The following is a 12,477-nucleotide window of genomic DNA, read 5'->3' as shown; positions in this document are numbered from 1 at the left end:
TGGCGTAGTGCCATTTAACTAATGATCATCCAACCTATTTGACTATATTAAAAACTCAAAAATCAATTAAAGTGATTGGTTAAATGGAAAAAATATTTTTTACGTATATTAGATTTAGAAGAACTCAAAAAGGAGTTTAAGGAGATGTTGAAAACTGGCAAAGAGTGGTTAATAAAGCAACGTTTATTTATTGAAATAGGTATACTTGGCTGCCTGATCCTAAGTATAGTTGGCATTAGTTTTCTATTTTTTAAAGATGCAAATTCAGTAAAAGAACCCTCAACTATGATGAGTTATTTGGAAAGTGAAAGTCAGAGTCAGAGTTCAATAGAACTGAATCAAATAGCTCAAAGTTCAACAAGCCAAACAGAAAAAATTTATGTGGACGTCAAAGGTGCAGTTTATCTTCCGGGAGTGTATGAAGTGACAAATGACATGCGCCTAATTGATGCCGTTAATTTAGCTGGAGGTTTTAGTGATAAGGCTGATCAAAAACCAGTAAACTTGTCGTTAAAATTAACAGACCAGATGGTTATATTTATTCCGGAGATCGGAGAAGCTAGAACAGAGGAAACAGTCCAAGAAACTTCCGCACCTTCACTGGAAGCAAACATTGTTACAGTAACTGAAAATACAGAGGAAATGACAAATTCTGCAAAAGTGAACATCAACCTTGCAGACGCAATTCAGTTGCAGCAACTATCGGGGATAGGAGAGAAAAAAGCAGAACAAATTGTGAACTATAGACAAGAAAATGGTTCTTTTCAGACAATTGAAGACTTGAAAAATGTGTCCGGCATTGGTGAAAAAACTTTTGAAGCATTAAAAGCGAGCGTAACAGTGGGCAATGATTAAAGAATGCAACGGTTAAAAATGAAGTGTTGAAAGTCTTAACGGCCTTTTGTATACTTGAGAAAATAGGTAAAATAAAAAAATTAAACAGATAAATTAGTAGGAGGATGAATATGGCGGAACGCATACCTTGGGATCAATATTTTATGTCTCAAAGCTTATTGCTGTCTTTACGAAGTACATGTACTCGTTTAACTGTTGGAGCAACAATTGTAAGAGAAAAAAGGATCATTGCAGGAGGCTACAATGGGTCAGTCAGCGGAGATGTACACTGCATAGATGAAGGCTGTTATGTAGTTGATGGCCATTGTCTGCGAACTATTCATGCTGAAATGAATGCGATTCTTCAATGTGCAAAATTTGGAGCACAAACTCAAGGTGCTGAAATATATGTTACTCATTTTCCTTGCTTGCAGTGCACAAAAATGATTATCCAAGCCGGCATAGCAAAAATAAATTATTTAGAGGATTACCATAACAACGCTTATGCAGTGAAGTTGATTGAACAAGCCCATGTTCAATGTCAAAAAGTCGCACTTCCAAAAGATTTTTTCCAACAACTAGATTTCAATACCAATATCCAAGCTAGTTTAAGCCGTAGTGATGGACACACACCTATTCAATAGTTGAAAGGATATGTCCTTTTTCCAGCCATTTCTTGTTTATTGTGTACTATTATTATGTTAAAGACTCATTGGTTAGGGTTTTTATTGCTTTTTTTTTGGCTGATTCGATTGGTATGTACACGTAAAAAAAATATAATTATTTATTCTTGTTTACTAATGATTGTAACAATTTTTTTGGTAGGATTAGAAAAAGATAACAACCAAACGAACCTTCTAGCAGAGGAACAATCATTTTTGATTGAACTTGATCCAAATAAGTTGAAGATCGATGGAGATCAACTTCAATTTTACGGTAGAGTTAAAGAATCTGGAGAAAAAGTTAATCTTTCTGAAAAAATCGTTGTTTTTTATCGCCTATCTACTGAAGCAGAAAAAAACAGTTGGGAGAAGCAACGAAAAGTAGAGGATTTTATAGTGACGGGTTCATTAAGTAAGCCTGAAAAAAATAGAAACTTAAATCAATTTGATTACCAAAGTTATTTGTACCAAAATAAAATTCATTGGACATTACAGGCTGAAACAATCGACACTCGTTCTGAAATCCAGAAAAACTTTTTTTTTGATAAACTGAATTTAAAAAACATGAGACAAACTATTTTAGCTCATATTGAAAAAGAAACAACAGTTATGGTCTCAAGTTATATCAAAACACTTCTATTTGCTGATACTAGTTCTATTGACGATCAAGTGATGAATGGGTATAAACAAATTGGCATTATTCATTTGTTGAGTATTTCTGGTCTGCACATCCAATTTTTCATAGCAGGATTAACGTATATTCTCTGGCGGATTGGTGTTACTCGAGAGAAAACGTATTTATTTTTATTGTTTTTTCTACCCATATATGGAAGTTTAACTTACTGGGGAACAAGTATATTTAGAGCTATTGTGATGAGTTTGATCAGTCAAACTAGTTCACGCCTTGGAAAACCTATTTCTGGTCTTGATGCATGGTCATGGACGTTAATTATCGGTCTTTGGATAGATCCTTATCAAATTTTTTCTATCGGCTTTCAATTGAGCTATTTACTGAGTTTAACATTGATTCTATTTTCAAACTCTTTATTTAATCAATCAAAATTCAATAGTGTAAACAGTTTGCGTATTTCTTTTATTTTGACTCTTATTTCGATTCCAATTCTCAGTTTTCATTTCTTTGAATTTTCATGGCTAGGAATGCTTACAAATTTGATTTTTGTTCCTTTATTTACTTGGATCATTATGCCTTTGATCATTGTACTTTTTATTAGTTCCTATCCACTGTCAGGAACGCAATGCTTTTATTTTCTTATAAGGGTAACAGAAGGTCTATTGAGGATAATTGAATGGTTGGTTTTAAAAATCAAGCTCTTCCCATATGGAACTTTCGTTACAGGGAAAGTTCCCGCTGGTCTATTCATTTTGGTAATAGTTGTACTGATTATTTTTCTTATAGCATTAGAAGAGCAAAAAAAAATAAAACGGTCAATTATTTTGCTGACCCTTGTTTTTACTGTTTTTATTTATTACCAAAAATATAATCCTTTTGGAGAAGTTCTCTTACTAGATGTTGGTCAAGGAGATGCTATTTTAATCAAGGAGCCTTTTGGGGCTGGTGTCTATTTGATTGACACAGGTGGGACAATAGCATTTGAAAAAGAAGAATGGCAAATAAGAAAGAATCAGTCAACTGTGGCAAGCCGTGTTTTGATACCTGTTATCAAATCTTTAGGTTTAACACAATTAGATCAAGTTTTTATTACGCACAGTGACGAAGATCATATGGGTGAATTAAAAGAATTAGCTCAGAATATTGAAGTGAAAGAACTGATTTTCCCTGTAGGTACAACAAAAAAACAGTTATTTCATGATGTAGCACAAACGTTAGAAAGAAATGAAACACAACTAAGGGCAATTACGGCTGAAAATACGAAAAAGCAACTTTTTGGTCCATCTTTAGCAGTATTATGGCCAGTAAAAGCTGGAGAAGGCGGAAACAATGATTCATTAGTGCTGTATGGAGAAATAGGAAGCTACTATTGGTTGTTTACTGGAGACATTGAAGAAGCAGGAGAAGCAGAATTAGCAGCTTTCTATCCCAACTTAAGGGTAGATATTCTAAAGGTTGCACACCATGGAAGCCAAACATCGACTAGCGAGCAATTTATCCAACAAATGAAACCCAAAATAGCATTAATTTCATGCGGATTAAACAACCGCTACAATCACCCTAATGGCGAGGTATTAGAACGAATGGCTGATTTGAATACGATTGTTTACCGAACAGACTTACAGGGCAGTTTTAGGTATACGTATTCAAATCGTTTAAGTGGTATGATAGAAAAAGATTTTCAAACGATTCTAAAATAATTCATTAATAGTCTTGCAAAATAATTTAATGCTTTGTACCATAGAGAGAATACAAGAAAGCGGTGGAACAGAGTGAACTTTGTATCAGAATTAGCAAAGATAAAAAACGGGACTATTGCCCGTATTTATGTGGTACTAGGAACAGAGTCGTACTTAGCAAATGTAGCTAGGAAAACGCTACTTGATTCTTTATTAAACACAGAAGAAATAGAACTGAACTATGGTGCATACGATATGGAAGAAATATCTATCGGCACAGCCTTAGAAGATGCAGAATCTATTCCATTTTTTGGCGAACGTCGCGTTGTCTTCGTGGATAGACCTTTTTTCTTAACAGGGGAAAAAACAAAATCAAAGTTAGAGCATGATTTGAAATGGTTAGAGAATTACTTAACTCATCCTTCTGAGTCAACCACACTTGTATTCTTTGCTCCATATGAAAAATTAGATGAGCGTAAAAAAATAACTAAATTACTAAAAAAAACAGCCACAATACTCGAAGTTAATGCCTTGTCAGAAAAAGAGATGCGCAAATATCTCAAGGATACGATTGCAAATGAAGAGTACCGTTATTCTCCAGAAGCGTTTGAATTATTTATTCAATTAACGGATGCTAAATTATCGGTAGCGATGGGAGAGTTACCGAAACTTTTTCTTTATGCACAGGACACTAAATTTATTACAAAAGAAGCTGTTCAAGAATTAGTAGCTAAATCGCTAGAACAAAATATTTTTGCGTTAAATGAATATGTCTTGAAAAAAAATGTAGGACAAGCGCTTAACTTATATCAAGACCTGTTGTTGCAAAAAGAAGACCCAATAAAAATAAATGCAATCATGACTTCTCAATTTCGATTGTTGATCCAAGTTAAAATTTTAGAAAAAAAAGGCTACCAGCAAGGAGATATTGCTAAACAGTTAAAAACGCATCCTTACCGTGTGAAACTAGCTGTTCAGCAGATGAGGAAAATCGAGGAATACGCACTAGTTGAAGCTTATAACGGATTAATTGATGCTGAGTATCGTTTGAAAACAGGAAAAGGCGATAAAGAAATGCAGTTTGAACTATTTGTTCTGCAGTATGCTCAAAAAAAGGTCAGTAAAAGAACATAGATATAGGAATTTAAGATGCTATAGCTATCAAGTAAAAAAACTTTACACATTTTTATTGCATTGAGAGATATCTTTATGTATAATTGAGTTTGTTGAAACAACTGGAATAAACTATTTTAAGTTGTAAATAATTGAAAGTGGGGTGAATCAAATGCCAAACATCGAAGCTGCAATCAAACGTGTTCGTACTTCTGAGAAATCAGCTGCACAAAACAACGTTCAAAAAAGTTCAATGCGTACTGCTATAAAAAAATACGTTCAAGCTATTGAAGCAGGTAACGAAAACTCTGAACAATTACTTAAAGAAGCAATCAAATCAATTGACATGGCTGCATCTAAAGGATTGATTCATAAAAATAAAGCTAACCGTGACAAATCTCGTTTATCTGCTAAATTAGCTAAATAAGAGGTCATTGTTATAAAGAGTCATAAAAAAAGTAGTAAGGTCCTGATTAGTCAGGCCTTACTGCTTTTTTTATTTTGGGTATTTCGAGCATCAAAAGAAAGGCTGTAGTATTTAGGGTACTACCACGATCCGTTAACTGAATGAAGAAGCTGCTCGAGTTTCCGATAGTAATTAACATAAATTTTTCAATTACTTATGTAACCTTTAGCTAATTAGTTGTAAGAACACATGTTCAATGATAAGATAATAGGGTAGAATTAAAAATGATGTGTTTTACATTAGTTAGGATGCGTTTTAGATTTAATAGAAGAGCAAGGAGGTACGTAAAATGCCAAAAGACCAATTTGAACTGGTTTCTAAATACCAGCCTAGTGGTGATCAGCCAGAAGCAATCAAAAAGTTAATTGCCGGTCTCGAAAAAGGTGAGAAAGAACAAACTTTATTAGGTGCCACAGGAACTGGGAAAACATTTACGGTCTCAAATGTAATCAAAGAAGTAAATAGACCAACTTTAGTTATTGCACATAACAAAACTTTAGCAGGTCAATTATATGGAGAATTCAAAGAGTTTTTCCCCGATAATGCTGTAGAATATTTTGTTAGTTACTATGATTACTATCAACCAGAGGCCTATGTTCCTTCAAGTGATACCTTTATTGAGAAAGAATCAAGTGTCAATGATGAGATAGATAAATTACGTCATTCTGCTACAAGTTCTTTATTAGAAAGAAGAGATGTTATTGTAGTTGCTTCAGTTTCGTGTATTTATGGTTTGGTCAATCCAAAAGATTACCGAGACCATGTGCTTTCTTTACGTGTAGGTACTGAAATGAACCGAGATGAAATGTTGCGTCGCTTAGTTGATATGCAATTTGAGCGCAATGATATCGATTTTCAGCGTGGACGATTCCGTGTTAGAGGAGACGTAGTAGAAATATTCTTAGCATCGCGTGACAGCGAAGCGATACGTGTAGAGTTCTTTGGTGATGAAATCGATCGTATCAGAGAAGTAGATGTGTTAACAGGCGAAGTTAAAGCTGATGTTCAACATGTCCCTATCTTTCCAGCGACTCACTTTGTAGCCAATGATGAACAAACAAGGTCAGCTATTAAAAATATTCAAGAAGAACTAGAACAACGATTAAAGGTTCTTCGTGCTGAAGATAAATTAATTGAAGCACAACGGTTAGAGCAACGGACAAATTATGATTTGGAAATGCTATTAGAAATGGGTTATTGTTCAGGTATTGAAAATTATTCTAGGCACATGGATGGTCGTAAACCTGGAGAAGCACCTTATACACTAATTGATTTCTTTCCAGATGATTTTCTAATCGTGATAGATGAGTCTCATATCACCATGTCTCAAATTAGAGGAATGTACAATGGCGATAGAGCTAGAAAAGAGCAATTAATTGAATATGGGTTCAGACTACCAAGTGCCTTAGATAATAGACCGCTTCGCTTGGAAGAGTTTGAGAAACACGTCAATCAAATTATGTACATTTCAGCAACGCCGGGACCATATGAATTGGAAAGAGCTCCAGAAGTGATCGAACAAATCATTCGTCCAACAGGATTGCTCGATCCAATCATAGAAGTACGTCCAATCAAAGGGCAAATTGATGATTTAATTGATGAGATAAATGAGCGTTCTGAAAAGAATGAGCGTGTCTTTATAACGACCTTAACTAAAAAAATGTCAGAAGATCTGACGGACTACTTAAAAGAAGTAGGAATCAAAGTTGCTTATCTCCACAGTGAAATAAAAACGCTTGAACGAACAGAAATCATTCGAAATCTACGTTTAGGCGTATATGATGTGTTGATCGGTATCAACTTACTGCGTGAAGGTATCGACGTACCAGAAGTATCATTGGTTATTATTCTAGACGCGGATAAAGAAGGATTCTTGAGAAGCGAACGCGCACTTGTTCAGACTATCGGACGGGCTGCACGTAATGAAAACGGGAGAGTTATTATGTATGCAGATCGAATTACCGACTCCATGCGTGCAGCCATGTCAGAAACGGAAAGACGTCGTGAAACGCAAAAAGAGTATAACGAAAAATATGGTATTACTCCTAAAACAATCATCAAAGATATTCGCGATTTGATTTCAATCACCTCTGTAATAAAAGGAAAAGAAGACGGAGCATCAGGTATCGAGAATATCGCTAAAATGACTAGAGCACAGCGATTAGAAGTGATCGACGGTTTAGAAATAGAAATGAAACTAGCTGCAAAAGAATTAAACTTTGAAAAAGCGGCTAATTTGAGAGATATGGTATTAGAAATAACAGCTCAATATAAATTGAAATAAAATAATCTATCAAATAAAAACTTGCATTTTACTATAAATTCTAGTAAAATTTAAGAGTGTATTAAGCACAGACCTTCTACTTGGTAAAACGAATCACCAACGTCTACTCAGTAAGAGGAAAAATTGAGGAAAGAGGTGTTTAGAAATGTCAATTTCTAAAGAACGCAAAAATGAGATCATCAAGGAATACGCAATTCATGAAGGAGACACAGGTTCTCCCGAAGTACAAGTTGCTGTATTAACAGCTGAGATCAACCACTTAAACGAACATGCACGTGTTCACAAAAAAGACCACCATTCTTATCGTGGACTTATGAAAAAAATTGGTCACCGTCGTAACTTGCTTGCGTACTTACGCAATAAAGATATTACTCGTTACCGTGAATTGATTCAAAGATTAGGTCTACGTCGTTAATTTTTCGTAGTCTATTTAGAAGCGAGGTTCTAAGGAATCTCGCTTCATTTTGTTTGTAAAAGAAAAAGCTTTTTATTTTGTTGTCCATCCTACTATACAAATGTGAGTATTTAAATGAAATTGAATTTTGACATTTGTTTAGTAGTCTGTTTGGAAAAAACGAATAAAAGCTTCAAAAAAAGGAGAAATGCACACAATGACAGAGAAACAAGTTTTTACTAAAGAATGGGCAGGACGTACATTAACAGTTGAGGTTGGGCAATTAGCAAAACAAGCTAATGGAGCGACTTTGATTCGTTATGACGATACTGTCGTGTTAACTGCAGCAGTAGCTAGTAAAAAAGCGAAAGATGTTGATTTCTTTCCTTTGACTGTAAATTACGATGAAAAAATGTATTCAATTGGTAAAATCCCAGGTGGGTTCATTAAAAGAGAAGCGCGTCCAAGTGAAAATGCTACTTTAACGGCTCGATTAATTGACCGTCCAATTCGTCCAATGTTTGCAGAAGGATTTCGTAATGAAGTTCAAATCACGAATACAGTCATGTCAGTAGACCGCAATTGTTCACCAACCTTTTCAGCAATGTTTGGTTCTTCTTTGTCTCTTGCTATTTCTGACATTCCGTTTAATGGCCCTATTGCAAGTGTTGATGTAGGTCGCGTAGACGGAGAATACATTATCAATCCAACTGTTGAGCAAGAAGCATTATCTGACATTCATTTAACTGTTGCAGGCACAAAAGAAGCCATTAATATGGTTGAAAGTGGAGCCGCTGAAGTTTCTGAAGAAGATATGTTAGGTGCTTTGATGTTTGGGCATAGAGCAATCCAAGAATTAGTTGCTTTCCAAGAGGAAATTGTAGCTGTTGTTGGGAAAGAAAAAATGGTTATCCAATTGTTGCAGATCGATGAAGAGTTAGAAAAAGAAGTAAATGACGCTTTTCAAGCTAAGATGGTAGCAGCTATCCAAACAGAAGAAAAATTAGCTCGTGAAGAAAATATTGAAGATACTAAAGACGAAGCAAAGGCTTTTTATGAAGATAAATATCAAGAAAATGCTGAAATTAAACGGATCAATAAAGAAGTAAAACAAATTGTTGAAGACATGGAAAAAAATGAAGTGCGCCGTTTGATTACAGTCGATAAAATCAGACCAGATGGTCGTAAAATCGATGAAATCCGTTCTTTAGCTTCAGAAATTGGGCTTTTACCAAGAGCACATGGATCCGGTTTGTTCACACGTGGACAAACGCAAGCCTTGTCTATAGCAACTCTAGCTCCATTAGGCGAACATCAAATTATTGATGGTCTTGGAGTTGAAAACAGCAAACGATTTATCCATCATTACAATTTTCCACAGTATTCTGTTGGAAGTACCGGCCCCGCACGTGGACCAGGTCGTAGAGAAATTGGACATGGAGCATTAGGAGAACGCGCTTTATCACAAGTCATTCCAAGTGAAGAAGATTTCCCTTACATGATTCGCTTAGTTGCTGAAGTTCTTGAATCAAACGGTTCTTCATCGCAAGCAAGTATTTGTGCCGGAACATTAGCTTTAATGGATGCTGGTGTACCAATCAAGGCTCCTGTAGCTGGAATCGCAATGGGTCTTGTTAAAGAGGGCGAAAATTATACTGTCTTAACTGATATTCAAGGATTAGAAGATCACTTAGGCGATATGGACTTTAAAGTAGCGGGTACAAGCAAGGGAATTACTGCTCTTCAAATGGACATCAAAATTGAAGGTATCACGGAACAAATTTTAGAAGAAGCATTAACTCAGGCTAAAAAAGCTAGAATGGAAATTCTGAATGAATTGACGTCTACAATTGCTGAGCCGCATGAAGAATTAAGTGCATATGCTCCTAAAATTGAAATGATGCAAATCAAACCTGAAAAAATCAAAGTTGTTATTGGCCGCGGTGGCGATCAAATCAATTCAATCATTGATGAAACCGGCGTTAAAATTGATATAGACCAAGAAGGAAATATCAGTATTGCATCTGAAGATGCATCAATGATCAAACGTGCCAAAGAAATTATTGAGGAATTGACAAAAGACATTGAAGTTGGAAAAGTTTACTCAGGAAAAGTGAAACGAATTGAAAAATTTGGAGCATTTATTGAGATTGCTAAAGGAAAAGATGGATTAGTCCATATTTCTGAATTAGCAAATGAACGTGTTGCCAAAGTCGAAGATATTATCTCTCTAGGCGATCAATTTGATGTTAAAGTTATTGAAATCGATAAACAAGGAAGAATCAATCTTTCTCGTAAAGTGTTATTGGAAAGTGAAGAAAAATAAAAAAGTAAATAGAAAAAAGAGCTCAATTTGAAAAAATTGGGCTCTTTTCTTTTGATTTAGTTTACTTCGATTGATCTTAGCCATTCCGTTAATAGTTTAACAGTTTCTTCTTGCTGTTCTTCAGGTAAGATGCTGGCAGGTTTATCGCCTTCTTGGTTTCCATAATCACCAAATCCGGCATGGTTTCCGCCTTTAATAGTATGAAACAAAGTGGAGTCAGGTAAGTAATCTTTCCCTGATTGATAAGCCTCATTATCAATCAGTCCATCATTAGAACCAATAATCGAGATAACTGATATAGGCAGATCATCTAGCCGATTTTTTTCATCGGTGTAGCTGGCCAATAAAAAAACACCCTTTAATTGTTTAGAACTTGATTGATTTGCAAACTGGCTAGCCATGACACCACCTAAGGAATGGCCACCTATAACATAGTTTTCGATTTTTTCTTCAGCGATAATAGCACTCGCTTTATTTTTATCGGTAACAGCAAGGTTCAATGTATGTTTAACTAAGTAAACAGGATAACCTTTCGCAGCAAGCTTAGCCGCAATCGTGCTATAACTTTTTTCTTCTACTAGACCTCCTTGGTAAAATAGGATAGAAGTTTCCTGTTGATCATTCAATGGGTAAAAAATAATCGATTCTTGCGTTTCCTTGACTGTGTATTGATTGGTAGATCGAGCTTCTTTTAAAGCTTCACTTACAGGCTGGTAAGTCTTATTGTGCACTAAAAATAAACCACCTAAAAGAATCAGCACTAACAGAACTAAACTAGCAATTAAAATTTTGTATCTAGACTTCATAAATGCTCCTTTCAAATTTATTTAAATGAGAGTATGTAAAAAAGTGTAGCATAATTTTGTTTTATTCGTTAGATAAATAAAACAAAAAAGAGCGAATAATCTACATTTGTATAAATTCCTTTGAAATTGTGCTAAAATATATATTGGGAGTACATGTGGTTAATAGATAAGATTAAAAAAAGAAAATTGTAGTAGGAGAGATAAAAAATGAATGGATATACGATTGCAGTTGTGGGAGCAACTGGAGCGGTAGGAACAAAAATGATTCAAATGTTGGAACAAGCTACTTTTCCAATAAAAAGTGTGAAATTTTTAGCTTCTAAAAGATCTGCTGGAAAAAAGTTGCTTTTTAAGGGTAAAGAAGTAGAAATTCAAGAAACAACAGCTAAATCTTTTGAAAATGTTGATATTGCATTATTTAGTGCGGGCGGATCAATTTCAAAACAATTTGCTCCTGAAGCTATAAAATGCGGTGCAGTTGTCATCGATAATACAAGCGCATATAGAATGGATCCAGATGTTCCTTTAGTCGTTCCAGAAGTAAACGAAGAGGTTATCCGTTCTCACAAAGGGATCATAGCTAATCCAAACTGTTCTACTATACAATTAATGGTTGCATTAGAACCTATTCGTAAGCAATATGGATTAGACCGTATAATCGTTTCGACTTATCAAGCAGTCAGCGGGGCAGGTATCTATGCGATTAACGAAATGAAAGAGCAAGCACAACACATGCTAAATGGTGAACCATATGAAGCAGCTATTTTACCATCGGGCGGGGATAAAAAACATTTTCCAATTGCTTTTAATGCTTTACCTCAAATTGATTTATTTGCTGAAGATGGCTATACATTTGAAGAATTAAAAATGATCAATGAAACGAAAAAAATTATGGGTGATGACAAAATAAAAGTTTCTGCAACATGTGTTCGTATTCCAGTTGTTTCAGGGCACTCAGAATCCGTATACATTGAAGTGAAAGAAGATGGAACTAGCGTAACGGCTATCCAAGAAATTTTGAGAAATGCTCCTGGTGTAGTGCTTCAAGATGATCCAGCTAACCAAATTTATCCAACAGCCTTGGAAGCAGAAGGAAAGAAAGAAACTTTTGTTGGAAGAATACGAAAAGATAGAGATGAAGACAAAGGTTATCATATGTGGATCGTTTCTGATAATTTATTAAAGGGTGCAGCTTGGAATTCTGTTCAAATAGCTGAAAGTTTATACAAACTAGGATTGATCAAAGAAAGAAACTAAAAAAGTTAAATTTAAAACGAAGGGT

10 protein-coding genes are annotated in these 12,477 nt (G+C 35.0%); 9 read left to right on the top strand and 1 reads right to left on the bottom strand.

Features of this window, described 5'->3' with window-relative positions:
* The first annotated feature begins 144 nt into the window (after positions 1 to 144).
* From J7E16_RS03245 to pnp, 8 genes are all read left to right on the top strand, one after another.
* Positions 145 to 855, top strand: coding sequence for a helix-hairpin-helix domain-containing protein (locus tag J7E16_RS03245; protein ID WP_214888591.1), 711 nt, complete (start codon positions 145 to 147; stop codon positions 853 to 855).
* Between the two features lie 110 nt (positions 856 to 965).
* The gene (locus tag J7E16_RS03240) at positions 966 to 1,478 is read left to right on the top strand and encodes a ComE operon protein 2 (RefSeq protein ID WP_214888589.1); all 513 of its coding nucleotides are present in this window, start codon (positions 966 to 968) and stop codon (positions 1,476 to 1,478) included.
* A 54-nt stretch (positions 1,479 to 1,532) separates the two neighbouring features.
* On the top strand, positions 1,533 to 3,827 hold the full coding sequence (locus J7E16_RS03235; RefSeq protein WP_251006037.1) for a DNA internalization-related competence protein ComEC/Rec2: 2,295 nt from the start codon (positions 1,533 to 1,535) through the stop codon (positions 3,825 to 3,827).
* A 72-nt stretch (positions 3,828 to 3,899) separates the two neighbouring features.
* Positions 3,900 to 4,940, top strand: coding sequence for a DNA polymerase III subunit delta (gene holA, locus J7E16_RS03230; RefSeq protein WP_214888587.1), 1,041 nt, complete (start codon positions 3,900 to 3,902; stop codon positions 4,938 to 4,940).
* Between the two features lie 151 nt (positions 4,941 to 5,091).
* Positions 5,092 to 5,346 carry a 30S ribosomal protein S20 gene (gene rpsT / locus J7E16_RS03225; protein ID WP_214888585.1) on the top strand — a complete coding sequence of 85 codons (255 nt, stop codon included), beginning with the start codon at positions 5,092 to 5,094 and terminating at the stop codon, positions 5,344 to 5,346.
* 328 nt (positions 5,347 to 5,674) lie between these two features.
* Positions 5,675 to 7,669 (top strand): excinuclease ABC subunit UvrB, encoded by a 1,995-nt coding sequence (gene uvrB, locus J7E16_RS03220; RefSeq protein ID WP_214888582.1) that lies wholly within the window; start codon positions 5,675 to 5,677, stop codon positions 7,667 to 7,669.
* A gap of 145 nt (positions 7,670 to 7,814) precedes the next feature.
* The gene (gene rpsO / locus J7E16_RS03215) at positions 7,815 to 8,084 is read left to right on the top strand and encodes a 30S ribosomal protein S15 (RefSeq protein ID WP_013710576.1); all 270 of its coding nucleotides are present in this window, start codon (positions 7,815 to 7,817) and stop codon (positions 8,082 to 8,084) included.
* A 196-nt stretch (positions 8,085 to 8,280) separates the two neighbouring features.
* Positions 8,281 to 10,389 carry a polyribonucleotide nucleotidyltransferase gene (pnp, locus tag J7E16_RS03210; RefSeq protein WP_214888579.1) on the top strand — a complete coding sequence of 703 codons (2,109 nt, stop codon included), beginning with the start codon at positions 8,281 to 8,283 and terminating at the stop codon, positions 10,387 to 10,389.
* Between the two features lie 56 nt (positions 10,390 to 10,445).
* On the opposite strand, the gene J7E16_RS03205 is transcribed toward pnp, so the two are convergent.
* A complete protein-coding gene (locus tag J7E16_RS03205) occupies positions 10,446 to 11,195 on the bottom strand; it encodes an alpha/beta hydrolase (RefSeq protein ID WP_214888576.1) in 750 nt (249 codons plus the stop codon).
* A gap of 207 nt (positions 11,196 to 11,402) precedes the next feature.
* Between J7E16_RS03205 and J7E16_RS03200 the strand changes: the two genes are divergently transcribed.
* Positions 11,403 to 12,452, top strand: a complete 1,050-nt coding sequence (locus tag J7E16_RS03200) for an aspartate-semialdehyde dehydrogenase (RefSeq protein WP_214888574.1) — start codon at positions 11,403 to 11,405, stop codon at positions 12,450 to 12,452.
* Positions 12,453 to 12,477: the final 25 nt, after the last annotated feature.

This window comes from Carnobacterium sp. ISL-102, assembly GCF_018612935.1.
GTDB lineage: Bacteria > Bacillota > Bacilli > Lactobacillales > Carnobacteriaceae > Carnobacterium_B > Carnobacterium_B alterfunditum.
This window is presented reverse-complemented; position numbering and strand designations above follow the sequence as displayed.

Coding starts and splice junctions, on each gene's coding strand:
- J7E16_RS03235 (WP_251006037.1), top strand. CDS start 1,533: ATGTTAAAGACTCATTGGTTAGGGTTTTTATTGCTTTTTTTTTGGCTG.
- J7E16_RS03240 (WP_214888589.1), top strand. CDS start 966: ATGGCGGAACGCATACCTTGGGATCAATATTTTATGTCTCAAAGCTTA.
- uvrB (WP_214888582.1), top strand. CDS start 5,675: ATGCCAAAAGACCAATTTGAACTGGTTTCTAAATACCAGCCTAGTGGT.
- rpsT (WP_214888585.1), top strand. CDS start 5,092: ATGCCAAACATCGAAGCTGCAATCAAACGTGTTCGTACTTCTGAGAAA.
- J7E16_RS03205 (WP_214888576.1), bottom strand. CDS start 11,195: ATGAAGTCTAGATACAAAATTTTAATTGCTAGTTTAGTTCTGTTAGTG.
- pnp (WP_214888579.1), top strand. CDS start 8,281: ATGACAGAGAAACAAGTTTTTACTAAAGAATGGGCAGGACGTACATTA.
- J7E16_RS03245 (WP_214888591.1), top strand. CDS start 145: ATGTTGAAAACTGGCAAAGAGTGGTTAATAAAGCAACGTTTATTTATT.
- rpsO (WP_013710576.1), top strand. CDS start 7,815: ATGTCAATTTCTAAAGAACGCAAAAATGAGATCATCAAGGAATACGCA.
- J7E16_RS03200 (WP_214888574.1), top strand. CDS start 11,403: ATGAATGGATATACGATTGCAGTTGTGGGAGCAACTGGAGCGGTAGGA.